Raw genomic sequence first — 24,870 nt, 5'->3', positions numbered from 1 at the left:
CGGAAAACGGATAGTGGCATGCCGGGTTTGGGGCGATCCTCGAAGCCCGGCCATCGGCGTGGCCGGGGCGGGAGCTTTCCCCTCTGCCTGCCCGTCAAGACAGGCACCCCGGTGGGAGCATCGCCGATCATAGTGTGGACGACCGCCCCCGGACAGGGACGGCCGGCCTTTCGCGAGGAGTAGACATGGGGAGAACAGCAACAACCCGATTGCGCTGCCGACAGGATGCATCCTGGAAAACCCGGCATCCCTGAAACGCAAGCTTATCGATGCAAAAATTCAAAATTGTAATATATAATTATTATAACTTTCTGGACAAAACATCATTATACTGTTCCATTTTTTAAAAACATTCAAAATTCCTGCGAACATCATTCGGTAAACAAGCATGGTCGTGCAATCTTCGCTGGTCTTCTCGACATGTGATTTGCCCAGGCGGGAGCAGTTCGACGCCTGGCGCAGCTTCATGGCCCCGGTCGTCGATATGGAGCTGCTCGAAAGTCCGTCCGCCGGCTTTCCGGCCGAGCAGACCGTGTGGAACCTCGGCAGCCTCGTCCTGACCCGGGCGCTCCTGCCGGGCGGGCAGTACCGCCGCCGGTTCCGGCATTTGCGCAAGAACCCCCTGGACCATTGGTGCCTGGTGCTGTCGGACGACCGGGGACGGCCCGGCGACGCGGCCTGGGACGGGGCGGGCGGGAGCCGGCAGCTCGGCATCCGGTCGCTGGCCCGGCCCTTCGAGGGCGAGGCGGCGGACTGCTATGTCCTGTCCCTGTTCATCCCCCGCGACCTGTTCGGGGGCGCGGCCAGCGCGCTCGATGCGATCCAAGGCGAGATCGGCGATGTCGGCGCCAGGGGGATCCTGGCCGACTACCTGCTGAGCCTGGCCGGCCGCATGCCGCAGGTCGGCGTCGACCAGGTCGGCCAGATCGCCGAAGCGACGAGGGCGCTCGTCGCCGCCTGCCTGGCGCCGAGCACCGCGGACATGGCCGTGGCGCGGCCGGTGATCAGCCTCACCATCCTCGACAAGGCCCGCATCGCGATCCAGAACAATCTGCAGAAGCCCGGCTTCGGGCCGGGCCAGCTGTGCCGGACGGTGTCGGTCTCCCGCTCGCGGCTCTACCGCCTGTTCGAGCCGCTCGGCGGCGTGACGCACTACATCCAGCGCCAGCGCCTGCTCCAGGCCCACGGCATGCTGTCGGACGGCAACAACACCGAGACCATCAATCGGATCGGCGAGCGTTTCGGCTTCCTCGACGCATCCGGCTTCAGCCGGTCGTTCCGCAAGGAGTTCGGCTACAGCCCGAGCGATGCACGCACGGCTGCGCTGTCCGGCTTCCCGCGCTCGCCCTCTCCGCCGCGCAGCTTCCGGGCGCCCCCGCCGAGCGCCAGCCCCCTCGGCGACACCCTGCGGGCCCTCCACGCCTGACCGGGGAATGCCGCCTACCCCTCGAACGTCACCCGCCCGTCGCAGATCGTCACGCGCGGCCGCACCGTGTGCAGGGCTTCCGGATCGGTCGCCTCCAGGTCGCCGCCCAGCACCACCACGTCGGCGAGCAGGCCCGGCGTCAGACGGCCCTTGCGGTGCTCCATGAACTCGACATGGGCGCTCTCGCTGGTGTAGCTGCCGAGCGCCTGCATCAGGGTCTGGCGATGGTCGGGCAGGCCGGGCTTCCAGGGCCTGCGCACCATAGCCGCCTGGATCGAGCCGATCGGATCGAGCGGCGACACCGGCCAGTCCGTGGCGAAGACCATCGGGGCGCCGGCGGCGCGCAGGGTGTTCCAGGCATAGGCGTAGGGCCAGCGCGCCTCGCCGATACGCGACAGCGTGGGCTCCAGCGGCAGGCCCATCGTGCCCGGAGGATGCGGCGGCTGCATCGAGGCGACCACGCCGAGGGCCGCGAAGCGCGGGATGTCGGCGGGGTGGATCACCTCGATGTGCTCGATGCGGTGGCGGCTGTCGCGCCGGCCGTTGGCGCGCCGCGCCGCCTCGTAGCCGTCGAGCACCATCCGTACCGCCCCGTCGCCGATGGCGTGGACGGCGATCTGCAGGCTGCGCCGGTCGGCCTCGACGGCGACGGCGTCGAAGGCCTCGGCCGAGAACAGCGGCTCGCCGCGCCAGCCCGGCCGGTCGGCATAGTCCTCCACCATCACCGCGGTCCAGGCGTCGAGCACGCCGTCGACGAACAGCTTCACCAGGCCCGAGCGCAGGTGCTCGGAGGCGTAGCGCTCGCGCATCGCCTCGGCCTTGTCCAGCATGTCGAGCGTCATGAAGGACTTGTAGTGGAACGGCACCCGCGCCCGGCTGATGACACCGCCGTCGCGGTTGACCTCGTCGATCAGCTCGAGCTGGTAGAAATTGCCGTCCATGGCCTGCAGGCTGGTGATGCCCAGGCTGGCGCAATAGGCGAGGCCGCGCCGGATCGTCGCCCGGTCATGCGCCCGCTCGGCCGGGCTCGGCGCCGGGTCGGGCTCGCCGCCGGTGGAGAGGCCGAGCCGCTCGCGCGCGCCGGATGCGCCGCGCTCGATCACCGGGGTGAAGGCCTCCATCTCGCGCAGCTCGCCGGCGGCGAGGCCGTCCTCGGCCATGACGATCTCGTTGCCGGGCCGGAGCCGGCGCCCGTCGAGCACGCCGCCGAGCGCCAGCGCCGCGGTGTTGGCCCAGGCGGTGTGGTGGTCCGGGGCGAACATGATGAAGGGCCGGTCGGCGATGATCGCGTCGAGATCGTGACGCGTCGCCCGCTCGGTCTCGGAGAGGATGGTGTAGTCCGCCGACTGACCGATCAGCAGCGGCTCGTTCGGCCGCGCCGCCGCGAAAGCCCGCACGGCCTGGGTCAGCGCCTCGCGGCCCTTGACGCCGAGGAGGTGGAGTTGCTCGAGCTCGGCCGCGCCGGAGAACAGGTGCAGGTGCCCCTCGTTGAAGCCGGGCAGCACGGTGCCGCCCCCGGCGTCGATCACCCGCGTCGCCGGCCCGCGCCACGCGGCGATCTCTGCATTCGAGCCGACTGCGGCGATGGCGTTGCCGACGACGGCGACCGCCTCGGCCCGCGGCGCCGCCGTGTCCATGGTGAGCACCCGGCCATGGGTGATGATGATGTCGGCATGAGCAGGCATGGCGATCGTCCGGAAGGCAGGGTTGTGCGCGGGCTTATGCGCCGTGGCTGTCGAGAGATGGAGCGGCGGCCGGGCTGGCCGCGGCTACGAGACCGGCACCGGCCGGCCGAGACGGGCCGCCGTGCGGATCGGGCCGGCGGCACGGTGCGTCACCCGCCGAACGAGGCCGGCGGCCGGACAGTTCCATCCTTCGCCGATGCCGGCGAACCGCGTCACGCGGATGGTCACCGAACCCATTCGCCGCCCTCCTGCCTTGCGTCTGTTGCAGAGAGCGCCACCGATGTCGAGCCCGCTGTCACAGTTGCGGCCCCGCGCCGCGCAGCCGCGGCACCGCCGCGACCAGGGCCTGCGTCGCCTCCGCCTGCGGCGCGGCGAGGACGGCCCCGGGCTCGCCGGCCTCGACGATCCGTCCGTCCTGCATCACCGCCATCGCGTCGGCGACGGCGCGCACCACGGCGAGATCGTGCGAGATGAAGAGATAGGCCGTGCCGATCGCCGCCTGCAGGTCCTTGAGCAGGTTGAGCACGCCGGCGCGCACGGAGACGTCGAGGGCCGAGACCGGCTCGTCGAGCACCACCAGGGCCGGCCGCGTGGCGACGGCGCGGGCGATGGCGACGCGCTGACGCTGGCCGCCGGACAGCTCCGACGGCAGCCGGCCGGCAAGCTCGGCGGGGAGGCCGACCTGGGCCAGCAGGCCGCGCACCGCGTCCGCCAGGCCCGCCGGCGGCGCCGGCCGGTGGAGGCGCAGCGGATCGGCCAGGATGCGGCCGATCGAGGCGCGCGGGTTGAAGGCGGCGAGCGGGTCCTGGAACACCATCTGGAAGCGCGGCCGCAGCGCCCGGAGCCGTGTCCCCGCAAGGGCGGTGATGTCGGCGCCGCCGAGACGGATCGTGCCGGCGTCCGGCTCGATCAGCCGCATGACGAGGCGCGCCAGCGTGGTCTTGCCCGAGCCCGAGGCACCGACCAGCGCCAGCGTCTCGCCGCGCCGGACGGCGAGGTCGATGCCGGCGAGGCCGCCGGCGCCGCGCCCCGGCCGTCGGGCGATGCCGCTGAGCTCCAGGACCGGCGGCTCAGCCATGCCGCGTCTCTCCGAGCAGGGCCGTGTCGATCTCGGGCAACCGCGCCCGCCGCGGCGTGTCGAGGCCGATATGGGTGGCGATCAGCGCGGCGGTGTAGGGGTGCCGCGGCGCCGCCAGCACCGCGGCCGCCGGCCCCTCCTCGACCAGCCGGCCGCGATGCAGCACGGCAATGCGGCCGGCGCGCTCGGAGGCGAGCGCGATGTCGTGGGTGACGAAGACCAGCGTCAGCGCCCGCTCGCGCACCATCTCGTCGAGCAGGTCGGCGATGTGGCGCTGCACCACGCTGTCGAGGGCGCTGGTCGGCTCGTCGGCGATCAGCAGCACCGGGTCGCCGGCGAGCGCCGCGGCCAGGGCGATGCGCTGGCGCTGGCCGCCGGAGAACTCGTGCGGGAAGCGCCGCGGCCGCTCCGGGCCGCCGGGGATGCGCACCCGGTCCATCAGCTCGGCCGCCCGCGCCAGCGCGGCGCTCCGGCTGCCGCCGCGATGAGCCCGGACCACTTCGGCGATCTGGTCGCCGACCGGCATCACCGGGTCGAGGCTGCCGCCGGGGTCCTGGAAGACCACGCCGATGTCGCGCCCCGGCCGCGGCACGCGGCCCAGCGCCGGAAAGGCGATGGCGCCGGCCTGGCGGGCCGTGCGCGGCGTCAGCCCGGCGACGGCCATGGCCAGGGTCGACTTGCCCGAGCCGCTCTCGCCGATGATCGCCAGCCGCTCGCCCGGCATCAGCGCCAGGTCGACGCCGGCGAGCGCCGGCGCGGGAGCTCCGGCATAGGTCACTGTCAGGCCGCGGACGTCGAGGAGGGGCTCAGCCATGCGCCCTCCCCGGCTCCGCCGCCAGCCCCCGGCCGGCGAGGTGCACGGCCAGCACGCTCGTCACCAGCGCGAGGCCGGGCACGATGGAAAGGAAGGGCGCGGTACGCAGCACGGCCCGGCCCTCGGCGATCATGCTGCCCCAGCTCACCCGGTTGGGATCGCCGAAGCCGAGGAAGGACAGAGCCGCCTCGATCAGGATGGCGGCCGCCACGGTCACGGCGGCGAGGGAGGCCACCGGGCCGAAGGCATTCGGCAGCACCTCGCGGAAGGCGATGGCCAGGGGATGCATGCCCATGGTCCGCGCCGCCGCGACGAAGTCGCGCTCGCGCAGCGACAGCACCTCGGCCCGCATCACCCGCGCCGCCGGTGTCCAGCCGCCGAGGGCGATGGCGAACACCAGGGTCGGCACGCTCGGTCCGGTGACGCTCACCGCCGCCAGGGCGAGCAGGAAGCCGGGCACGGTCTGGAAGGCCTCGGTGACGCGCATCAGCACCTCGTCGGCGAGGCCGCCGAGGAAGCCGGCCAGCGTGCCGACGACGCTGCCCGCGCCGAGCGCGGCGGCAGCCGAGGCCAGTGCCACCAGGAGCGTCGTGCGCGAGCCGTGCAGCAGTCCGGCCAGCACGTCGCGGCCGAGCCGGTCGGTGCCGAGCGGATGCGCCGCATCGGCGAAGGGGCGCAGCAGCGGCTCGCCGACGATGGCCAGCGGGTCGCCGGGCGCCAGGAGCGGAGCGGCCAGGGCCAGCAGCGCGAGCAAGGCCAGCAGGGCCGCGCCGAGCCGTCCCTCCCATGTCGGCGGCCAGGCGAGCCTCATCGGCCGGTGCTGCCGACACGGGGGTCGAGCCGGGCATAGGCGAGGTCGACCGCAAGATTGGCGAGGATGACCGCCACCGCGCCGCAGAGGATGACGCCGAGCAGCAGCGGCATGTCGCGCCGCGCCACCGCCTCGGCGGCGAGGCGGCCGAAGCCGGGCACGGCGAAGACGCTCTCGATCACCACGCTGCCGCCGAGCATCGAGGCCGCCTGCAGCCCGAGCATGGTCACCACCGGCAGCAGGGCGTTGCGGGCGACGTGGCGCCAGACGATGCGGCGGCGGGCGAGGCCGCGCGCCTCCAGCGCCCGCACGAAGGGCTCGTGCCAGAGCGCGGCCATCCGGTCGCGCATCAGCCGGAGATAGAGGGCGAGATAGACCAGGGCCAGCGCCGCCACCGGCAGGACGAGGTGGACGGCGATGTCGGCGAGGCGCGCCGGGCCGGTCTTGCCGGAGGCGATCGTCTCGATGCCGCCGACCGGCAGCCAGCGCAGCTCCACCGCGAACACCGAGATCAGCACCAGGCCGAGCCAGAAGCCCGGCACGGCATAGAGGGCCAGCGAGGCGAGCGACAGGGTCCGGTCGCGGACCGATCCCGGCCGGGCGCCGGCGAGGACGCCGAGCAGCGAGCCCAGGCCGAAGGCGAGCGCCGTGGCCAGGCCCATCAGGGCGAGCGTCACCGGCAGGCGCTCCACCACCACGTCGCGCACCGGCCGCCCGAAGGCGGTGGACCAGCCGAGATCGCCTTGCGCCAGGGCGCCGGCATAGGCGGCGAAGCGCTGCAGGGGGCCGCCGTCGAGCCCCCATTCGGCGCGCAGGGCGGCGATATGCGCGGCGTCCGCACCGCCGGCGCCGGCGAGATAGGCATCGACCGCATCGCCAGGCGCCGCCTCCAGCAGGAGGAAGCTGCCGACCAGCACGATGGCGAGTACCGGCACCGCCCCGGCCAGGCGGCGCAGCACCGCGCCACCGAGATGCGCGGCCGCCGCCGCTCGCCGCGTTCCGGCGGAGGGGATGAAGAGCTCCGGATCGGCCGGGATGGCGCGCCCTCCTCTGTCGATGCCCCGCCCCCGGAGCGCCCGGCGACGGAGCGGAGGACGGCTATTGCCGCATCCAGGTGTCGGCCCAGTTCGACACCGCCCAGCGCGGGTTGTCGGAGACGTTCTGCACCTCGTCGCGCGCCACGGTGATGAAGCTGAACTCGGCGACGTTGATCAGGGGCAGGTCCTTGGTCACCGCCTGCTGCAGCGCCTTGTAGAGGGCGATGCGCCGGGCATCGTCCAGCGTCGAGGCCGCCTCCTGGATCAGGCGGTCGATCTCGGCATTGGCATAGCCGTACTGGTTGGAAAACGGCACCCCGGCGGGCAGGCCGCTCTGGAACAGGATGGTGGTGGAGATCGCCGGGTCCTGGCGGTAGACCGGCGTCGCCACGGCGATGTCGAAGGCATGGTCGGTGTAGACCGCCTTGAGATGCGCCGGCGTATCGTTGGCGACGATCTCGGCATCGATGCCGATCTTGGCGCAGGCCTGGCGCAGATAGTCGCCGAACTGCTTGGTCTCGTTGAAGAACGGCGCCGGCAGCAGCTTCAGCCGGAAGCGCACGCCGTCGGCGCCGCGCTTGTAGCCGGCCTCGTCCAGCAGCGCCTCGGCCCTGGCGGGGTCGAAGGCCGGCAGCGTCGCGCCGGGATCGTGGAATGTCCCGTCCGAGGCCGGCACCGGACCGTTCGAGGGCTTGGCATAGCCCAGGAAGATGGTCTTGACCACGAAGTCGCGGTCGATGGCGTGGGCGAGAGCCTGCCGCACCCTGAGATCCGCCAGCTCCTTGCGGCGGTGGTTGATCTCGACGATCAGCTGGTAGGTCAGCCCCTCATAGCCGTTGGTGTAGACCTTGAGGCCCGGCACCTTGGCGATGCGGCCGAGGTCGGCCAGGGGCACGGCGGAGAAGGCCGCGAGCTGGATCTGCTCGGCCTCCAGCGCCGCGGCGGCCGAGGCCCGGTCGGGCAGCACCTGGAAGACGATCTCGTCGAGCAGCGGCGCGCCCTTGTCCCAATAGGCGTCGTTGCGCTTGAGCAGGTAGTATTCGCCCGGCCGGTGCTCGGCGAGCTTGAACGGGCCGGTGCCGATCAGGGCCTGGTTGGCCGGGTTCCTGGCGATGTCGCCGCCCTCGTAGACGTGCTTGGGCACGACCGAGGTGACCACCGGCAGGGCGTTGCGGATCAGTTGGAACGGCGTCGGCGTGGAAAAGCGCAGCACGGCGGTGCGCGCGTCGGGCGTGTCGACGGCCTCCAGCGCCTTGAACACGACGCGGCCGAGGTTCTGCAGCTTGCGCCAGACCTCCAGGGCGGAGAAGGCGACGTCGGCTGAGGTGAAGGGCTTGCCGTCATGCCAGGTCACGCCCTCGCGCAGGCGGAAGGTGACGGACTTGCCGTCGGGCGAGCCCTCCCAGGCCGTGGCGAGGCGTGGCGAGAGCCCGTCCTTGCCGTCATAGGATTGCTCGGCCAGGGCCTCGACCACCTTGCTCGCGACGAAGAACACGCCGTTCGAGGCGATGATGGCGGGGTTGAGGTTCGGCGGCTCGCTGTCCGCGGCGACGACGAGACGCCCGCCCCGCACCGCCTCGCCAGCCCGCCCGGGCCGCGGCAGGACCAGCAGCGCGGCGGCGCCGGCGGACCCGGCAAGGACGAAGCGGCGGGTGATCGGCGTCATGGCTCGGCTCCCGGACGGAAGATCGGCAGTGCCCGCCGGGCTATCGGGCCTCGAGGCCACGGCGGGACGGCTTCGGGCGAAGCGCCGGCACGATAAATCCCGGCCGTCGGCAAAGTCCAGCGCGCTCGGGAGCGAAATCCCATGGCTTCGGGAGAGGCCCGGGCCTCACCAGTGGAAGGCGTCCGTCATGTGCCGGCGGCCGAGCAGGAAGGCGTCGGCGACCAGGCGCAGCGGCGCCTCGTCCACGTCCGAGCCGCCGGCGGCGATGAGCTCGGCCCAGCGCTCATAGATGCGCTCATATTCCTGCGACGGCGCGCCGACGGCGGGCTGACCGTCGACCGCCAGTCGCGTGCCGCCCTCGGTCAGGCGCAGCGCCAGGCCGTCGGCGGTCTCGACCTCGATGGTCCAAGTCTGCTCGCCCTCCTGGCGCCAGTCGAAGGCGGCCGTCAGGCTCGCATCGTCCGGCCCCTGCGCCGCCGCGAACGCCAACGTGGCGGCGATCGGCGTGTCGCTGTTGTCGGGGAACACGAGGTCGGCCCGGGCGATCGAAATCGGTCCGGGCAGGATCTCGGTGACGATCGACAGGGCGTTGATGCCCGGGTCGAACACGCCGAAGCCGCCGGCCTGCCAGACCCAGTCCTGGCCGGGATGCCAGTGCCGCACGTCTTCCTTCCACTGCACGTCGAGCCGCCGCACGACGCGTCCCGCCAGCAGCCGGCGCGCCTCGACCACCGCCGGGTTGAAGCGCGAATGCCAGGTGGCGAACAGGCTGCGATCATGCCGGGCCGCGGCCGCGACGACGGCTGCGAGCTCGCTCAGCGTCGTCGCCGGCGGCTTTTCCAGGAGCACGTGCTTGCCGGCGGCGAGCGCCTGCAGGGCGATATGCGTGCGGGCGTCGGGCGGCGTGCAGATCGAGACGGCGTCGATGCCGGGCACGGCCGCCGCCATCTCCTCCAGCGTCCGGAAGGTCGGCACGCCCGGCACGGCGACGCCGCGCTGGCTGACGACGGCGGCGAGCTCGAACGCCCCGCTTGCCGCGATGACGGGCAGGTGCTGGTCATGCGCGATCTTGCCGAGACCGACAATGCCGACGCGATAGGGAGCCATGGTCGATATGTCCTCACGCTCGCCAGCGGCGCTCGGCCGAGCGCCACGGGTCGGCCGGCTATGCCACGATTTGGCAGGCGAGGCCAGCCGCCGCCGGCCTGTGACCTGCCCGGCGTCCTATGGCAAAATCCGCCATCCCCTCCTAAAACCGGAGCAGGACGGCGCGGAGCTCGCGGATACGGTTGACAAATCGGAATATTTGTCTGACAAATCCACCGAATGGTGGATCCGGCATTCGCACCGCACCCGCCCGGACAAGACGATGGGACGTTGCGGGGGAGAACTGGGATGGCACGAAGCCCTGACGGGGCCGGCGGTGGCCGCACGCTGCACAGCCAGGCGGCTGCTCGCATCGGCGAACGCATCCTTTCCGGAGAATGGCCGACCGGCACCACCCTGCCGACCGAGGCGGATCTGTCGCGCGAGCTCAGCGTCTCGCGGGCCTCGCTGCGCGAGGCGATCAAGCTGCTCGCCGGCAAGGGGCTGATCCGCTCGACCCCGCGGCGCGGCACCGTGGTGCAGCCGCGCTCCAACTGGAACCGGCTCGACCCGGACGTGCTGGTCTGGCAGGCCTTCGACGGCCCTTCCGCCAGCTTCGTGCGCGACCTGTTCGAGCTGCGCCGGATGATCGAGCCGCAGATCGCCGCCTTCGCCGCGGAACGGGCGAGCGAGGAGGCGCGCAAGGCGATCGCCGACGCCTTCCGCGACATGGAGGCGGCCGGCGACGTCCAGGCCTCGATCCTGGCCGACCTCGCCTTCCATCGCGCCATCCTGCTCGCCTCCGGCAACGAGCTGCTCGCCTCCTTCGCGCCGGCGATCGAGGCCTCGCTCTCCGTCTCCTTCAAGGTGTCGCGCGCCAACATGATGACGCAGGACCATGTCGTGCCGCTGCACCGCGCCGTGGCCGAGCCGATCCTGGCCCGCGACGCCGAGGCCGCCCGCCAGGCGATGATCGCCCTGCTCGACCGCTCGGAGCGCGATGCCGCCGCGGCGGTGACCGCGACCCGAAAGGGCGGCAAGCCCGCCTGAGATCGATGATCGGGAGAGGACGGCCTGCGCCGGCCGATGGCGCCGAGCATTCGCCCGGCGGCGGAGGCGCGATCGAAACGAGGGGCGGACGCCGTGCGCAGGACGATAGAGACCATTGAAGGCGATACGGCCGGCGCCAGCTATTCCTTTTCCGCCTATCATTTCGACGGCCCGGCGGACGGGCCGTCCGCCTACGTTCAGGCGGCCCTGCATGGCGACGAACTGCCGGGCGTGGTGGCAATTCATGCCTTGATGCCGATGCTCCGGAGAGCCGAGGACGAGGGCCGCCTGCGTGGACGGATGACCGTGGTGCCGTCGGCCAATCCGATCGGCCGCGCGCAATATCTGTTCGGCTATCCCCAGGGGCGCTTCAAGCTCGACAACCGCACCAACTTCAATCGCGAATTCCCGCTGCTGGCGACCCCCGGGGAGATGCCGCCATCGAGCACCGATCAACGCCTCACCGCCGATCAGCGCCTGAAATGCCGTTTGCTCGAATTGTCCAAAGGGCACGATATTGTCCTCGATCTGCATTGCGACGACGAAGGGGTCCCGTTTCTCTATGTGCCGAAGGCCCTCTGGCCCGCGATGGCCGATTGTGCAGCGGCGATGAACATGGCGGCGGTCGTGCTGTGGGAGGGCAGCTCCGACGCGACGTTCTACGAAGCGGTCTTGCATCCCTATCTGTCCGCGCCGCCGGACGTCGCCAGACTCGACACGCGCGTGGTCGCCACGGTCGAATATCGCGGCATGGCCGATGTCGACGAGGGCCTGGCGCGATCCGACGCGGCGGGCCTGTACCGGCTGCTCGTCCGGCGGGGCGTGATCGAAGACGATGCGCCCGAGCCGGTCGGCGCCTTCACCGGCATCGTCGCCCCCAACGAATGGATCGAGATGGTTCGAGCACCGAGGGCCGGAGCGGTTCTCTACCACGTCAAGCCGGGCGACCGGGTCGAGGAAGGCGCGCCGCTGGCGACGATCGTCCGGGATCCGGGCGAGGACGATGGAACCGTCACCATAACGGCGCCGCAGGCAGGATACATCCTCACGCGTCGCGTTCAGCGCGGACTTCGCGCCGGCGACGATGTCGTGAAGCTGGTCGGCCGACGGCCGAGCGCCTCGCACAAGGAGGGAGCGCTCGAAAGCTAGGGCGTGTGATCAGATATGGTTTCGGGCCCGGTTGCCCCCCGTGTTTGCGGCGCTCTTCCTCACGGCCCGTGCGGGTTCTCGACCCGCGGCCAGATCTCGCGCGCGAGCTTTTTGTAGTCCGTCACCCGCGGGTTCGAGGGATAGGGCGCGCCGGCATCGATATAGACCACCTCGGCGGCGATCGGCGCGAAGCCGGCGTAGAAATGGTTGGTCGACTTGATCAGCAGGATATCCCTGGCGGCGAAATCGATGCCGAGATTGGAGAAGATGTCCGGCTCGAAGGTCTGGGTGCGGTTGGTGTTGAGGATCACCGCGACGTCGTGCCCGACCAGCCGCACCACGGCGCTGGCCCCCAGCGTCACCCGGCTGGCGCCGAAGCTCTGCCAGCCTTCGGGCACCGCCCGCACGACGTCGACCAGCGCGTCGACCGGCGCGCCGCCGTCCGGCCCGGCCTTGCCGCCGAAGCGCAGCTGCAGGCGCGCACCCTCCCCCGCCGCCAGGCAGAAGGTGACGGCGACCGGATCCCAGATCGTCGCCACCGCGACATTGCCGATGCCCCGTTCGAGGATGCGGCGCAGGATCAGCGTGCCGTCGCCGGCGACGCCTCCGCCCGGATTGTCCCAGACGTCGGCCACCACCACGGGCTTGCCGGGCCGGCCCGCCGCGACGGCCACGGCCCGATCGAGCCCGGCATCGATGCCGAGCATCGGCATCGAGGTCCGCCCGCGCAGGGCGAAGAGTTCCAGGCCGAGCCGGCGCGCCAGCGCCGCCCCGGCCGCCGGGTCGCCGTCGCTGACCACCAGCATCTGCGTGCCGAGCTCGGGCACGTCGCCGGCCATGAAGCCGTGGATCAGCGACACCGACAGGATGCCGTCCCGGCCCTGCAGCGCCTTCATCCGGTCGACGAAGCCGCGCATCGGCTCGCGGCTGGTCGGGAAGACGTCGATCATCCGGCAGTCGAAGGTCGAGATCACCGGCCGGATCTCGCCCCTGAGCGTGCGCAGGGCGAGGTCGACCACGTGCTCGGCCCGCTCGACGAAATCGGTGTGCGGGAATTCCAGGAAGGCGGCGAGGATGTCGGCGTTGGCGACGCGCCGCGCCGTCAGGTGGCTGTGCGGGTCGAGCTCCGCGGCAACCAGCACATCCGGCCCGACGATGGCGCGCACGCGCTCCAGGAGGTCGCCCTCGCAATCGTCATAGCCTTGCGCCACCATCGCCCCGTGCAGGCCGAGGATGACCGCGTCGACCGGCAGGGCCGCGCGGAGTTGCTCGAGGATCTCGTCGCGCAGCGCCTCGTAGGCCTGCCGCTGCAGCAGCCCGCCGGGCTCGGCCCAGGTGGCCGTGCCCTCGATCAGGGTGAAGCCCTCCTCGTGCGCCCGGCGGCGGAGCACCACGACCGGCGCCGAGCACAGGGTCGGCGTGTCGGGATGCTCGCCCGGCCCGGCATAGAACGCCGCCTCGAAGCTCGCCCGGTCGGTCGGGACCGGCGAGAAGGTGTTGGTCTCGGTGGCGAGCGAGGCGGTGAAGATGCGCATGGCGAGACCTTTCCTGTCGGCCGGGCCGGCCGTCACTTGACCGCGCCGAGCGCCAGCCCGCGCACGAGATAGCGCTGCAGCCAGGCGAAGATCACCGCCACCGGCACGGAGGCGAGCACGGCCGCCGCCATCACGTAGTGCCACTCCACGGTGTAGCGCCCCGCCACCAGCGAGAACACCTGGATCGGCAGGGTGTAGCTGCCCTGGGTGCGCAGCATGGTCAGGGCGATGACGAACTCGTTCCAGGCATTGATGAAGGTGAAGATCGCCGTCACCACCATGGCCGGCACGGCGAGCGGCAGGAAGACGACGATCAGCGTGCGCCAGCGCCCGGCCCCCTCCATCCAGGCCGCCTCCTCCAGGTCGCGCGGGATGGTGGTGAAATAGCTCTGCAGCATCCAGACGCAGAAGGCGATGTTGAAGGCGACATAGACCAGGGTGAGAACGTTGAGGCTGTCGATCAGCCCGACGCCGACGACCAGCCGGAACAGGCCGATCACCAGCACGATCGGCGACAGCATCTGCGAGACCAGCAGGAACTGGCGAAAGGCGCCGCGTCCGGCGAACTCGTAGCGGCTGAGCGCATAGGCGGCCGGGATCGACACGGCGATGGTGACCAGCGTGGTCAGCACCGAGACGTAGAGCGAGTTGGCGAGCGCCGGGCCGAAGCCGGAGGAGACCCACATCTCCGGAAAATTGCTCCAGGCGATCTCGCTCGGCCACCAGGTCGGATCGTGCACTTCGGTGGCCGGCTTCAGCGCCGTGATCAGCATCACCGCGAAGGGGAACAGCACCACGACCACCACCGGCGAGAGCAGGACCCAGAAGACCAGCGAGCGCACGAGCTTCCTGCCACGGGTCGTCATGCCTTCTCCTCCCGCATGGCCAGCCGGACATAGATCAGGGTGAAGACCAGCAGGATGGCGAACATGATCAGCGACACCGCCGCCGCCTCGCCCAGCCGCCCCAGCCGGAAGCCGAGCTTGTAGAGATAGGTGACGAGGATGTCGGTGGAGTTGGCCGGCCCGCCCTGCGTCGTCGCCCAGATGATCGGGAAGGAGTTGAAGACGTAGATGGTGTTGAGCACGAAGGCGATGTTGACGAAGGGGCGCAGCAGCGGCAGCGTGATCAGGCGGAACTGGTCCCAGCGCCCGGCGCCCTCGATCGCCGCGGCGTCGTAGAGGTCGTCCGGCACCGAGGACAGGCCGCCGAGGAAGATCGTCACCGTGAACGGCACCGAGACCAGGATGCCGATCAGGATCTGCATGGGGAAGGCCGTCGTCGCCTCGGCCAGCCACTGGATGTTGGTGTCCATCAGGCCGAGCCCGCGCAGGCCCGAATTGAGCATGCCGCTCTCCCCGTTCAGGGCCCAGCGCCAGACGATCGCCGTCATGGTCAGCGACACCGCCCAGGGCAGCATGATGATGATGCGGGCAAGGCCGCGGCCGTAGAAATCCTCGTTGAGGATCAGCGCGATCGGCACCGAGACGACCAGCGTGCCCAGCACCACCGCCGCGGTCCAGACCAGCGTGCGCCAGAGGGCGGCGATGAAGTCGGGGTCGGCGAAGACGGTGCGGAAATGGTCGAGGCCGATGAAGCCGCGCATGATGCCGAAGCGGTTGACGTCATGCACCGCCAGCGCGCCGATCTCGTAGAGCGGCATGACGATGACCAGCACCGCGAGCAGGAAGCTCGGCAGGATCAGGACATAGGGGGCCGGGGTGCGTCCCATGGCGGCTCGGAGCAAGGAGTGATCGTGGAACGATGATCGCGAGCGGCCTCGCTCGGCACACCCCTCTCCCGGCCGGACTGGTGTCGGCACATATCCTGAGGATCGGGCGAGACGGGTGGAGACAAACTGAGGCAGGACGCTTGCGTCTTCCCTCCCCCTTGCGGGGAGGGATAAAGGGTGGGGGTCGTCGAGAACAAAGCACGCCCTTTCCTAAAGGACCCCGACCCCTTATCCCTCCCCGCAAGGGAGAGGGGATTGGCCGACGCCCCGCCTGAAGCCTCATGAACGACTTGCGCGCCCATTTTAGCCGGCCGGGAAAGGGGGGTCTTGGGTCGCGCCGGCCTAGCCGCCCCGCCTCTACTTCTTCGCCAGCACGGCGTCGGCCTTGGCGGCCGCCTCCTTCAACACCGGCTCGATGTCGGCAGGCTTGCCGAGATAGATCTTCTGCAGGGCGTTGGACGTCTCCTGCGCGATCTCCTCCCAGCCCGGGATCACCGGGGCGAAGCGCGCCTTGGGCAGCAGCGAGGCGAACACCTTCAGGTCCGGATCGTCGGCGAACATCGGGTCGGCCGCTTCCTTGGCGTTGACCGGCAGGAAGCCCTCGACCTTGTCGAAGGCGGTGCGCTCCTCGGTGGTGAACAGGAAGTCGAGGAACTTCCAGGCCTCGTCCTTCACCTTGGAGTTCTCGAACAGCACGATCGAGTCGGTCACGCCATAGGTGCCCTGGTCGCCGTTCGGCCCGGCCGGGATCGGGGCGACGCCGTAATTGAGCTTGGGCGCCTCCTTCTTGATCTGGCCGGACAGGAACGGCGCGGTGATCACCGTGGCGACCTTGCCCTGCTTGAACAGGTTCTGCACGTCCTCGCGCGCATAGGAGGTGACGCCCGGCTGGGTCAGGCCCTCGTCGATGAAGCTCTTGTAGAGCTTGGCCGCATCCAGCGCCGCCGGGCTGGAGAGGCCCGACTTGCCGTCCTTGACGATCTCGCCGCCATAGGACCACATCCCATAGTAATAGTAGACGTCCGTCTCGATCTCCTTGCCCTGCAGGCCGAAACCATAGGTCTCGCCGCCGAGCGCCTTGATCTTCTCGGCCGCGGCCTTCAGGTCGGCCCAGGTCTTGGGCGGCTCGGTGACGCCGGCCTTCGCGAAGATGTCCTTGTTGTAGTACATGGCGCGGGCCGAGGCCGCGATCGGCAGGCCGTAGACCTTGCCGTCCATCACCGAGGGCGACAGGAAGGTATCGATGAAGCGCGCCTTGAACTCGGGCGTGACGTAGCTGTCGAGCGGAGCGACGATGCCCTGGCTGACATAGTCGAGCAGCCAGCGCGTGCCGATGATCGACAGGTCCGCATTGGCGCCGGCGGAGATGTCGGTGGTCAGCTTCTGCTGCAGGTTGTCCCACGGCACCACCTCGATCTGGATCTTGGTGCCGGGGTTGGCCGCCTCGAAGGCCTTGGCCGCCCTTTCGAAATAAGGGCCGGTGCCCTTGGAATATTCGGCGATGGTGACGCGCACCGTGCCGGCCTCGGCCGCGGTGCCGAGCGCCAGCAAGCTCGCCCCGGCCAGGAGAAGGAGGTTTCGTCCGAACATCATGTGAAGCAGCCCTTCTGTTTGCGATGGCGACGGACGGGAACGGTTTTTCAAGGTCCGGCCCCGGCCTTCCGGACGGGCCGGAGGCACGGCGCACCGGGTTCCCGGCACATGGCCCCTGCCCCGGGCGCTAGGCCGGCAGGCGGGAGGTAGGACACTGTTCTATGTAATTTAATTTCTTGCAAGCGAGAAATTTCTGCCAATCCTGTCCGATCTCATGTTGCTTTTTTTCACAAACGGTCCTTCACTCCACGCTTGTCCCCAGCGCCACCCTCCCGCGGATCCCCGATGACGGCAGCCCCGGACCGTTCCTCCCCCTTCCGTCTCGACGGGCAGAGCGTGCTGGTCACCGGCGCCGGCGGCGGTCTCGGCCGCGCCATGGCCGCCGCCTTCCGCGCCGCCGGCGCGACCGTGTCGGGCGCCGACCGCGAAGCCGGCCTGCTCGACGGCCTCGGCCTTGCCGAGCGCCATATCTTCGACCTCGCCGACGCCAGGGCGGCGGCCGCCGCCGCGGAGCGGCTGCTCGCCGGGCGCGGCGCGCCCGACATCCTGGTCAGCAATGCCGGCTATACCCGCGCCGAAACCCTGGACCAGGTCGACAGCGCGGTGTGGGACAGCGAGCTTGCAATCAACCTCACCGGCGCCTTCAACTTCGTCGCGCCGCTGGTCGAGGCCATGGCCCGGCGCGGGCGCGGCACCGTCCTGTTCATCGCCTCGGTCAACGGCCTGGCCCATTACGGCAATCCCGCCTATTCCGCCGCCAAGGCCGGCCTGATCGCCTATGCCCGGGCGATCGCCATGGAGCGCGGCGCCGCCGGCGTGCGCTGCAATGTCATCTGCCCCGGCTCGGTGCGGACCCAGGCCTGGGATCACCGGTTCGAGCGCGACCCCGCGATCGCCGGACAGGTGCTGCCGCATTATCCGCTCGGCCGCATGGTGACGCCCGACGAGGTGGCGAACACCGCCCTGTTCCTCGTCTCGCCCGCCGCCTCCGGCATCACCGGGGCAGTGCTGCCGGTGGATGGCGGCCTGACCGCCGGCAATCTGCGCTTCGTCAACGACGTGATCGCCGGAGGACGCTGACATGGCTTCCCTGAAGATCAGCAACCTGGTCAAGGCCTACGGCACGGCGCGCGTGCTGCACGGCATCGACCTCTCGGTCGCCGACGGCGAGTTCATCGTGCTGGTCGGCCCGTCCGGCTGCGGCAAGTCCACCCTGCTGCGCATGATCGCCGGGCTCGACGACATCTCCTCCGGCCAGATGTGGATCGGCTCGCGGCTCGCCAACACGCTGCCGCCGCAGCAGCGCAACATCTCCATGGTGTTCCAGAGCTACGCCCTGTTCCCGCACATGGACGTGCGTGCCAATGTCGGCTTCGGCCCGCGCATCCGGCGCGAGGCGCCGGCGGCGATCGAGGCCAAGGTGCAGAAGGCGGCCGCCACCCTCAACCTCGGCGACTATCTCGCCCGCCTGCCGCGCCAGCTCTCCGGCGGCCAGCGCCAGCGCGTCGCCATGGGCCGCTCGATCGTGCGCGAGCCCGACCTGTTCCTGTTCGACGAGCCGCTGTCGAACCTCGACGCCAAGCTGCGCGTGCAGATGCGCACAGAGATCAAGGCTCTGCACCAGGCGCTGAAGACCACCATCGTCTACGTCACCCACGACCAGATCGAGGCCATGACCATGGCCGACCGCATCGTGGTGATGAACGGCGGGCGGATCGAGCAGGTCGGCTCGCCGCTCGACCTCTACGACCGGCCGGCCAACCGCTTCGTCGCCGGCTTCCTCGGCTCCCCGGCCATGAGCTTCATTCCCGGCACGCTGGAGCGCGGCGACGGCGCGCCTCGGCTGCGCACCGAGGCGGGCTTCGCCCTGCCGGTCGGCGAGACCACGGCCCGCTCGGGCCAGGCGGTGGAGATCGGCATCCGTCCCGAGCACTACCGCCCGGCCGCCGACGGGGAGGGCTTTCCCTACGCGGTGGAGGTGATCGAGCCGACCGGTGCCGAGACCCATCTCTTCGGCGCCATCGCCGGCACGCCGGTGCGCTGCGTCTTCCGCGAGCGCCTCGCCGTCGGCCCGGGCAGCACGCTGATGCTGGCCGCCGACCCGCGGCACGTCCACGTGTTCGACGCCGAAACCGGTACGAGGCTCTAGAAGCGCCATGTCGCCGCCGCCCATCGACATCGTCGCGCGCCTGCGCGAGATCGCCGAGCAGGGCAGCCGATCCGACCAGCGCGTGGCCGCGGCGATCCTGGCCGATCCGGAGTTCGCCACCCATGCCGCCATCGCCCGCCTGGCCGAGCGCGCCGAGGTCAGCGAGCCGACGGTCACCCGCTTCTGCCGGGCGCTCGGCTGCGAGGGCCTGCGCGACTTCAAGGTGCGGCTGGCCCAGGCCGTGGCCATGGCCGGGCGCTATCTCGCGGTGCCGGCCGAGGGGCGTGACACCGGCAACCGCGTGCCCACCGCCATCGCCGCCGGCGCCTGCGGGGCGATCGAGATGGTGTGCGCCGGCGTCGACACCGGCGACCTCGCCGAGGCCGGCCGCATCCTGGCCGCCGCCCGCATGGTGCGCACCTACGGCTCGGGCGGCGCCTCCTCGCTGGCGGCGATCGAGATGGAGAACCGGCTGTTCCGCCTCGGCCTGATGGCCTCGGCCTGCATCGACGGCGAGATGCAGCGCATGACCGCCGCGGCCGCCGACGCCGGCACGGTGATCATCGCCTATTCCGTCTCCGGCGACGTCCGCCCGCTGATCGACGCCGTCGCCATCGCCCGCCACTACGGCGCCCGCACCATCGCCGTCACCGCGCCGGGCTCGCCGCTCGCCGCCGCCGCCGGCCTGGTGCTGCCGTTCCGCATCGACGAGGGCACCAATGTCTACCGCCCCTCGCCCGCGCGCTATGCCCTGCTCGCCCTCACCGACATGCTGGCCATGACGACTGCCGAGCATATCGGCGCCCCGGCGGTGGAACGCATGCGGCGGATCAAGCATCATCAGGGCCTGGTCAAGCGCAACGCCCTGCACCTGCCGCTCGGAGACTGAACGCCATGTCCCTCGACACCATCGACACCCCGGCCGTGCTGATCGACGTCGATCGCGTCGAAGCCAATCTCGCCCGGGCGCAGGCCTATGCCGACGCGCACAAGCTCGCCCTGCGGCCGCATATCAAGACCCACAAGCTGGCGCGCTTCGCCCGCCGCCAGGTCGAGCTCGGCGCCGTCGGCATCACCTGCCAGAAGATCGGCGAGGCCGAGGTGATGGCCGACGCCGGCATCGCCGACATCTTCCTGCCCTACAACATCCTGGGCGCGCGGAAGCTTGCCCGGCTCGAGGCGCTGGCGCAGCGGGTGCGCCTGTCGGTCACCGCCGACAGCGCGGTGACGGTGGCCGGCCTGGCCTCGGTCTTCACCGACCCGGCCCATCCGCTCTCCGTGCTGGTCGAATGCGACACCGGCGCCGGCCGCTGCGGCGTGCAGACGCCGGAGGCCGCGCTGGCGCTGGCGCGGACGATCGATGCGGCGCCGGGCCTGCGCTTCGGCGGCCTGATGACCTACCCGCCCGCCGGCAAGGCGGCGGAGGTCGGCGGCTGGCTGGCCGGGGCAGCGGCGCTGCTGGCCGAGGCGGGGCTGAAGCCCGCCGTCATCTCCAGCGGCAACACGCCGGACATGTGGCACGTCCATGACGGCGCGTCCGTCACCGAGTCCCGGCCGGGCACCTACATCTATCTCGACCGCTACCAGGTCGCCAAAGGCGCCGGCAGCCTGGAGGATTGCGCCCTGACCGTGCTGGCCACCGTGGTCAGCCGGCCGACCGAGACCCGCGCCGTCATCGACGCCGGCTCCAAGGCGCTGACCAGCGACCTGCTCGGCATGACCGGCCACGGCCTGATCCTGGGCTATCCCGAGGCGGTGATCACCACGCTGAGCGAGGAGCACGGCGCCGTCGACCTCAGCGCCTGCCCGGTGAAGCCGGCCATCGGCGAGCGCCTGCGCATCGTCCCCAACCATGCCTGCGTGGTCTCGAATCTGTTCGACACGGTGACGCTGGTCTCCGGCGATGACGTGGTCGAGGTGGTCAAGGTCGACGCGCGCGGCCGGGTGGGCTGAAGCGGCGCCGTTCCCGGTCGAGGCGCCCGGCCGCCACGGCCCGCCGCCGCGATCCCGATGGGCGACGCGCCCAAACGGCCGCGAAAGGAGAAGGCCGCCGACCATGCCGGGCCGGCCCGGTTCGCGACCGGCCGCGAACGCTCGTTGCCGTCGCCGGCGTTCACTTCAGCCGCATCGCCCGGAGGGCCACGCGCACCTCCCGCGTCAACTGGGTCAGCGAGCCCATCAGCAACGCCAGCGCGAGCACGAAGAGAACAGCGACGCCCCGTTCGTGCTGAACGGCGAAGAAGGCGCAGACGAAGGCGACGATCAACAGGGCGGCGGTGCTCAGCGCGCTGAGGACGGCCAGATAGATCGCATGGTTCAGCAGGACGATTCGACGCGTGAACAAGGCCGACAGCATTGCCGCCGCCTCCTCGGACCGTCCGGCGGTGGCCTCGGCCTCCCGGCTGCGATCGATCACCCGCTCCAGGCGGGTAATAAGGATCGAGAGGTAGCCGGCCACCGAGCCGAGCAGAAAGGCCGGCGCCGTGGCATGGCTGATGACCTGGGTGAGGTGAGCGATATCGGGCGTATCATGCAGCATGCGATTCAGCCACGAAGCGATTCAATGTCCCCGTCACCGCGATCGGGTCCCCGATCGCCGGCGGCCGGGCCGGAATTCGACAGCTGCAAACAATGTCCTTTCATCCATCTCGGCAGTGTCCCTGTCGCCGGCGCGAGGACGGCCGCGGCACGACCATCGCAATCCGAACAGGGCTCCTTCCACGACAAGTATCGCCAGCGCCTGCGCATCATCGCCAGTATCTTACGGTAGCGTACGCTGAATCCGTCGGACCGAGGTCGCCTCCACGCAAGATGGCCCCATGTTCGAAAGGCGGCGATCCCGGGCGGACGGGCATGCCATCGGAGCAGGCAGCCCCGTTGCCGTCAATCCCGCATGAGGCCCGAGCCGGGCTGGATCGCATCGAGGCCCGGAAGTCCTGCTCGCCCGACGGCGTGGAGGTTCCCCGCCCGTCATCATCGAGTGCCTCGATCGATCGGCCCGGATGCGGCTCATCACGAAAACTTGCGCAGGCCGGTATCGGACTGGTCGGGATCGCGGCGGCGCCTCATCGGGACAGCCCTGCCCCTTCGGGACGGCCGGCAGCGGCGCCCATGGAGCTTCTGCCCGGGATCGGGGAGTCCGGCCGGATATCGCCAGCTCCCCTCCCAGCCGGGCGCGAGGCCGGTGGGAAGACCGGGAAGCCCTGTTTCATTTCGAGTTAAGGCGTGGATACTACCGTTCCGCAAGGTGCGGGATGGACCGGGAATTTGTCGTTCTTCAAATTCCGTGATTTCGGCTTGACCGTGAAGCTGCCGCTGCTGATCGTCGCGACGGCGGCGAGCATCGCCGTTGCCGCAGCGCTGACGGCTTCCTACACCGCCTATGTCACCTCCGAGGGGCTGATCCGCACCCGCCTGGCCGTCGTCGCCTCCACCAAGCGCGACCAGCTGGCGGCGCTGCTCGATTCCGTGCGCAGCGACCTGCAGTCCGCCGCCAACAATCCTGCCGTGGTGCGATCGCTGGACAATGTCGCCATCGGCTTCAAGATCCTGTCGCCGGTCGAGCGCCAGGGCCTGCGGGCCAAATATGCCGGCAACGTCACCCTGTCCAACGACGCCGCCAAGGGGCTGTCGGACTTCTACGGCTCGGCCTATGGCGCGCTGCACCCCTGGATCAGCAGCTTCGCCGCCAAGCACGGCTACCAGGACATCGTCTTCATCGATCGTGACGGCAACGTCGCCTACACCCTGGCCAAGCGCAGCGATTTCGGCACCAACGTCGCCGATCCCGGGCCCCATCCGACCGTGCTCGCCACCCTGTTCGAGCGCCTGAGGACGGCGCCGGAGAGGGAGACCATCGTCACCGACTTCGCCGTCTACCCGCCGGCCCGCACCCCGGCCGCCTTCGTCGCCGCCCCCGTCCATCAGACGCTCGGCAGCGTCACCAGCTTCGTCGGCGTGCTGCTCTTCCAGCTGCCCGAGGCGGGGATCGACCGGATCCTCAAGCAGGGACAGGGCTTCGGCTCGCGCGGCGAGGCGCTGCTCGTCGGCCGGGACGGCCTGCTGCGCTCCGACTCGCGCTTCGGCTCCGGGCACGACGTCCTGTCCACCCGCTTCGACGACCCGGCGCTGATCGCCGGCGGCGAGGAGGTCCGCCTTGCCTATACCAGCGGCTATCGCGGCCGGATGATCGCCGCCGCCGCGCCCTTCGTCCAGGACGAGTTCAACTGGTCCGTCGTCGCCGTCGAGCCGACGGAGGAAGTGTTCAAGCCGGTCGACCGCATGATGTGGTCGATCATCGCCGCCTGCATCGTCGCGGCCGCGATCCTGACCGCGGCCGCCATCGTCGTGGCGCGGCGGATCGCCCGGCCGGTGTCCGAGCTGGTCGACCGCTTCGGCGCCGCCCTGCAGAACATGCCGCACGGGCTGTGCATGTTCGATGCCGAGCAGCGCCTGATCCTGTGCAACGACCAGTATCGCAGCATGTACGGCCTGCCGCGCCACCTGACCCAGCCGGGCACGCCGCTCGACCGGATCTTCGCCTGGCGCATCGGTGCCGGCAACGCCCCGGCGGACGTGCCGGCCTATCACCGGGAGATCATCGCCGCCGGCCAGGGCGCCGCCTCCAGCATCCGCGCCGCGCTCGCCGACGGGCGGACCGTGCTGGTCATGTACCGGCCGATCGCCAGCGGTGGCTATGTCGCCACCCACCAGGACGTCACCGAGGCGATCCGCGCCGAGGAGCGCATCCGCCACATGGCCGCGCACGACGCCTTGACCGGCCTGCCCAACCGGATGCGCCTGCGCGAGCGGATGACGGCGGCGCTGGCGCGTCTGCAGCAAGGCGAGCGCTTCGCCGTGCTCTGCCTCGACCTCGACCGGTTCAAGGCCGTCAACGACACGCTCGGCCACCCCGTCGGCGACCTTTTGCTGCAGGAGGTGACGCGCCGCACCGGCTCGTGCCTGCGCGACATCGACACGCTGGCGCGCCTGGGCGGCGACGAGTTCGTCGTCATCCGCCCGGGCCTCGACCAGCCCGAGCAGGCCGGAACCCTGGCGCTGCAGCTGATCGAGGAGCTCGGCCGCCCCTTCGAGCTCGCCGGCCATCAGGTGGTGATCGGCGCCAGCGTCGGCATCGCCCTCGCCCCCGACGACGGCACGGACGTCGACGACCTGCTCAAGAATGCCGACATGGCGCTCTATCGCGCCAAGGCCGACGGGCGCGGCAGCTATCGCTTCTTCGAGCTGGAGATGGATGCGCGGCTGCAGCGCCGCCGCCAGCTGGAGCTCGACCTGCGGCACGCCCTCGCCGAGCGGGAGTTCCAGCTCTCCTACCAGCCGCTGATCGACGCCCGCAGCCTGGAGATCGTCGGCTGCGAGGCGCTGCTGCGCTGGAAGCACCCGCAGCGCGGCACGGTGCCGCCGGCCGACTTCATCCCGCTGGCCGAGGAGACCGGCCTCATCATCCCGCTCGGCGAATGGGCCGTCCGCACGGCCTGCGCCGACGCGGCGCTCTGGCCCAAGGGCAAGAAGGTGGCGGTGAACCTCTCGCCGGTGCAGTTCCGCAGCCCGGTTCTGGTCCACACCGTGGTGTCGGCCCTGGCCGGCTCCGGCCTGTCGCCGGCCTGCCTGGAGCTGGAGATCACGGAATCCGCTCTGCTCGCCGACCAGGACGCCACGCTGATAACTCTGCACCAGTTGCGCAGCCTCGGCATCAAGATCGCCATGGACGATTTCGGCACCGGCTATTCCTCGCTGAGCTATCTGCGCGCCTTCCCCTTCGACAAGATCAAGATCGACCGCTCCTTCGTCGGCGAGAGCGACCGGGCGCCCGACAGCCGCGCCATCATCGCCGCCGTCGCCAGCCTCGGCCAGACGCTCGGCATGGTGACCACGGCCGAGGGGGTGGAGTCGCGGGAACAGTTCGAGGCGGTCCGCCGCAGTGGCTGCACCGAGGTGCAAGGCTATTACTTCAGCCCCCCCTTGCCGGCCGACGAGATCGGCGCGTTGATGCGGAGGGGGCTGGCTGCAACCGCCTGACAAGGCCGGCCTCGGCCGTG

At 70.7% G+C, this 24,870-nt stretch carries 21 protein-coding genes; 8 read left to right on the top strand and 13 right to left on the bottom strand.

Annotated elements, in window-relative coordinates:
* Positions 1-388: 388 nt before the first annotated feature.
* Complete coding sequence (locus tag AC27L4_RS30565; RefSeq protein ID WP_487140289.1) at positions 389-1,426, top strand: helix-turn-helix domain-containing protein; 1,038 nt, start codon at positions 389-391, stop codon at positions 1,424-1,426.
* A 14-nt stretch (positions 1,427-1,440) separates the two neighbouring features.
* On the opposite strand, the gene AC27L4_RS30560 is transcribed toward AC27L4_RS30565, so the two are convergent.
* From AC27L4_RS30560 to AC27L4_RS30525, 8 genes are all read right to left on the bottom strand, one after another.
* Entirely contained in the window at positions 1,441-3,111 is a 1,671-nt protein-coding gene (locus tag AC27L4_RS30560; RefSeq protein WP_487146434.1) for an amidohydrolase, read from the bottom strand.
* Between the two features lie 84 nt (positions 3,112-3,195).
* Positions 3,196-3,348, bottom strand: a complete 153-nt coding sequence (locus AC27L4_RS30555) for a hypothetical protein (RefSeq protein ID WP_487146433.1) — start codon at positions 3,346-3,348, stop codon at positions 3,196-3,198.
* A gap of 58 nt (positions 3,349-3,406) precedes the next feature.
* The gene (locus AC27L4_RS30550; protein WP_487146432.1) at positions 3,407-4,189 is read right to left on the bottom strand and encodes an ATP-binding cassette domain-containing protein; all 783 of its coding nucleotides are present in this window, start codon (positions 4,187-4,189) and stop codon (positions 3,407-3,409) included.
* Positions 4,182-5,003: an ABC transporter ATP-binding protein gene (locus AC27L4_RS30545; protein WP_487146431.1), complete on the bottom strand. Its 822-nt coding sequence runs from the start codon at positions 5,001-5,003 to the stop codon at positions 4,182-4,184. Before AC27L4_RS30545 ends, AC27L4_RS30550 begins: the two co-directional genes overlap by 8 nt.
* Positions 4,996-5,814, bottom strand: a complete 819-nt coding sequence (locus AC27L4_RS30540; protein WP_487146430.1) for an ABC transporter permease — start codon at positions 5,812-5,814, stop codon at positions 4,996-4,998. Before AC27L4_RS30540 ends, AC27L4_RS30545 begins: the two co-directional genes overlap by 8 nt.
* The gene (locus AC27L4_RS30535; RefSeq protein WP_487146429.1) at positions 5,811-6,773 is read right to left on the bottom strand and encodes an ABC transporter permease; all 963 of its coding nucleotides are present in this window, start codon (positions 6,771-6,773) and stop codon (positions 5,811-5,813) included. Before AC27L4_RS30535 ends, AC27L4_RS30540 begins: the two co-directional genes overlap by 4 nt.
* A gap of 139 nt (positions 6,774-6,912) precedes the next feature.
* Positions 6,913-8,517, bottom strand: coding sequence for an ABC transporter substrate-binding protein (locus tag AC27L4_RS30530; protein ID WP_487146428.1), 1,605 nt, complete (start codon positions 8,515-8,517; stop codon positions 6,913-6,915).
* 165 nt (positions 8,518-8,682) lie between these two features.
* Entirely contained in the window at positions 8,683-9,624 is a 942-nt protein-coding gene (locus AC27L4_RS30525; protein WP_487146427.1) for a Gfo/Idh/MocA family protein, read from the bottom strand.
* Between the two features lie 288 nt (positions 9,625-9,912).
* Here AC27L4_RS30525 and AC27L4_RS30520 point away from each other — a divergent pair, with 288 nt between their 5' ends.
* Both AC27L4_RS30520 and AC27L4_RS30515 read left to right on the top strand, forming a co-directional pair.
* Positions 9,913-10,653 carry a FadR/GntR family transcriptional regulator gene (locus tag AC27L4_RS30520; protein WP_487146426.1) on the top strand — a complete coding sequence of 247 codons (741 nt, stop codon included), beginning with the start codon at positions 9,913-9,915 and terminating at the stop codon, positions 10,651-10,653.
* Positions 10,654-10,689: 36 nt separating this feature from the next.
* On the top strand, positions 10,690-11,802 hold the full coding sequence (locus tag AC27L4_RS30515) for a peptidase M14 (RefSeq protein WP_487146425.1): 1,113 nt from the start codon (positions 10,690-10,692) through the stop codon (positions 11,800-11,802).
* Between the two features lie 59 nt (positions 11,803-11,861).
* Here AC27L4_RS30515 and AC27L4_RS30510 read toward each other — a convergent pair whose 3' ends face one another.
* From AC27L4_RS30510 to AC27L4_RS30495, 4 genes are all read right to left on the bottom strand, one after another.
* Positions 11,862-13,337, bottom strand: a complete 1,476-nt coding sequence (locus AC27L4_RS30510) for a M81 family metallopeptidase (protein WP_487146424.1) — start codon at positions 13,335-13,337, stop codon at positions 11,862-11,864.
* 32 nt (positions 13,338-13,369) lie between these two features.
* Positions 13,370-14,203, bottom strand: a complete 834-nt coding sequence (locus AC27L4_RS30505; protein ID WP_487146423.1) for a carbohydrate ABC transporter permease — start codon at positions 14,201-14,203, stop codon at positions 13,370-13,372.
* Entirely contained in the window at positions 14,200-15,069 is an 870-nt protein-coding gene (locus tag AC27L4_RS30500) for a carbohydrate ABC transporter permease (RefSeq protein ID WP_487146422.1), read from the bottom strand. Before AC27L4_RS30500 ends, AC27L4_RS30505 begins: the two co-directional genes overlap by 4 nt.
* A gap of 357 nt (positions 15,070-15,426) precedes the next feature.
* Positions 15,427-16,662: an ABC transporter substrate-binding protein gene (locus tag AC27L4_RS30495; protein ID WP_487146421.1), complete on the bottom strand. Its 1,236-nt coding sequence runs from the start codon at positions 16,660-16,662 to the stop codon at positions 15,427-15,429.
* A 285-nt stretch (positions 16,663-16,947) separates the two neighbouring features.
* Between AC27L4_RS30495 and AC27L4_RS30490 the strand changes: the two genes are divergently transcribed.
* Genes AC27L4_RS30490 through AC27L4_RS30475 form a run of 4 tightly spaced genes read left to right on the top strand, consistent with a single transcriptional unit; the run spans position 16,948 to position 20,764 of the window.
* Positions 16,948-17,742 (top strand): SDR family oxidoreductase, encoded by a 795-nt coding sequence (locus tag AC27L4_RS30490; protein ID WP_487146420.1) that lies wholly within the window; start codon positions 16,948-16,950, stop codon positions 17,740-17,742.
* Between the two features lies 1 nt (position 17,743).
* Positions 17,744-18,811, top strand: coding sequence for an ABC transporter ATP-binding protein (locus AC27L4_RS30485; protein WP_487146418.1), 1,068 nt, complete (start codon positions 17,744-17,746; stop codon positions 18,809-18,811).
* 7 nt (positions 18,812-18,818) lie between these two features.
* Complete coding sequence (locus tag AC27L4_RS30480; protein ID WP_487146417.1) at positions 18,819-19,700, top strand: MurR/RpiR family transcriptional regulator; 882 nt, start codon at positions 18,819-18,821, stop codon at positions 19,698-19,700.
* A gap of 5 nt (positions 19,701-19,705) precedes the next feature.
* Complete coding sequence (locus AC27L4_RS30475) at positions 19,706-20,764, top strand: D-TA family PLP-dependent enzyme (RefSeq protein ID WP_487146416.1); 1,059 nt, start codon at positions 19,706-19,708, stop codon at positions 20,762-20,764.
* 160 nt (positions 20,765-20,924) lie between these two features.
* On the opposite strand, the gene AC27L4_RS30470 is transcribed toward AC27L4_RS30475, so the two are convergent.
* The gene (locus tag AC27L4_RS30470; RefSeq protein ID WP_487146415.1) at positions 20,925-21,350 is read right to left on the bottom strand and encodes a DUF2721 domain-containing protein; all 426 of its coding nucleotides are present in this window, start codon (positions 21,348-21,350) and stop codon (positions 20,925-20,927) included.
* Between the two features lie 728 nt (positions 21,351-22,078).
* Here AC27L4_RS30470 and AC27L4_RS30465 point away from each other — a divergent pair.
* The gene (locus AC27L4_RS30465; protein ID WP_487146414.1) at positions 22,079-24,850 is read left to right on the top strand and encodes a bifunctional diguanylate cyclase/phosphodiesterase; all 2,772 of its coding nucleotides are present in this window, start codon (positions 22,079-22,081) and stop codon (positions 24,848-24,850) included.
* Positions 24,851-24,870: the final 20 nt, after the last annotated feature.

It is taken from the genome of Labrys sp. Lb11 (assembly GCF_057554225.1).
Note: the sequence above shows the minus strand (reverse complement) of the source record. Positions and strands in the feature narration are given on the sequence as shown.

What these genes read in the sequence shown, in the direction of transcription:
- AC27L4_RS30565 (WP_487140289.1), top strand. Translation starts at nt 389, where the DNA reads ATGGTCGTGCAATCTTCGCTGGTCTTCTCGACATGTGATTTGCCCAGG.
- AC27L4_RS30560 (WP_487146434.1), bottom strand. Translation starts at nt 3,111, where the DNA reads ATGCCTGCTCATGCCGACATCATCATCACCCATGGCCGGGTGCTCACC.
- AC27L4_RS30555 (WP_487146433.1), bottom strand. Translation starts at nt 3,348, where the DNA reads ATGGGTTCGGTGACCATCCGCGTGACGCGGTTCGCCGGCATCGGCGAA.
- AC27L4_RS30550 (WP_487146432.1), bottom strand. Translation starts at nt 4,189, where the DNA reads ATGGCTGAGCCGCCGGTCCTGGAGCTCAGCGGCATCGCCCGACGGCCG.
- AC27L4_RS30545 (WP_487146431.1), bottom strand. Translation starts at nt 5,003, where the DNA reads ATGGCTGAGCCCCTCCTCGACGTCCGCGGCCTGACAGTGACCTATGCC.
- AC27L4_RS30540 (WP_487146430.1), bottom strand. Translation starts at nt 5,814, where the DNA reads ATGAGGCTCGCCTGGCCGCCGACATGGGAGGGACGGCTCGGCGCGGCC.
- AC27L4_RS30530 (WP_487146428.1), bottom strand. Translation starts at nt 8,517, where the DNA reads ATGACGCCGATCACCCGCCGCTTCGTCCTTGCCGGGTCCGCCGGCGCC.
- AC27L4_RS30525 (WP_487146427.1), bottom strand. Translation starts at nt 9,624, where the DNA reads ATGGCTCCCTATCGCGTCGGCATTGTCGGTCTCGGCAAGATCGCGCAT.
- AC27L4_RS30520 (WP_487146426.1), top strand. Translation starts at nt 9,913, where the DNA reads ATGGCACGAAGCCCTGACGGGGCCGGCGGTGGCCGCACGCTGCACAGC.
- AC27L4_RS30515 (WP_487146425.1), top strand. Translation starts at nt 10,690, where the DNA reads ATGGCGCCGAGCATTCGCCCGGCGGCGGAGGCGCGATCGAAACGAGGG.
- AC27L4_RS30510 (WP_487146424.1), bottom strand. Translation starts at nt 13,337, where the DNA reads ATGCGCATCTTCACCGCCTCGCTCGCCACCGAGACCAACACCTTCTCG.
- AC27L4_RS30505 (WP_487146423.1), bottom strand. Translation starts at nt 14,203, where the DNA reads ATGACGACCCGTGGCAGGAAGCTCGTGCGCTCGCTGGTCTTCTGGGTC.
- AC27L4_RS30500 (WP_487146422.1), bottom strand. Translation starts at nt 15,069, where the DNA reads ATGGGACGCACCCCGGCCCCCTATGTCCTGATCCTGCCGAGCTTCCTG.
- AC27L4_RS30495 (WP_487146421.1), bottom strand. Translation starts at nt 16,662, where the DNA reads ATGATGTTCGGACGAAACCTCCTTCTCCTGGCCGGGGCGAGCTTGCTG.
- AC27L4_RS30490 (WP_487146420.1), top strand. Translation starts at nt 16,948, where the DNA reads ATGACGGCAGCCCCGGACCGTTCCTCCCCCTTCCGTCTCGACGGGCAG.
- AC27L4_RS30485 (WP_487146418.1), top strand. Translation starts at nt 17,744, where the DNA reads ATGGCTTCCCTGAAGATCAGCAACCTGGTCAAGGCCTACGGCACGGCG.
- AC27L4_RS30480 (WP_487146417.1), top strand. Translation starts at nt 18,819, where the DNA reads ATGTCGCCGCCGCCCATCGACATCGTCGCGCGCCTGCGCGAGATCGCC.
- AC27L4_RS30475 (WP_487146416.1), top strand. Translation starts at nt 19,706, where the DNA reads ATGTCCCTCGACACCATCGACACCCCGGCCGTGCTGATCGACGTCGAT.
- AC27L4_RS30470 (WP_487146415.1), bottom strand. Translation starts at nt 21,350, where the DNA reads ATGCTGCATGATACGCCCGATATCGCTCACCTCACCCAGGTCATCAGC.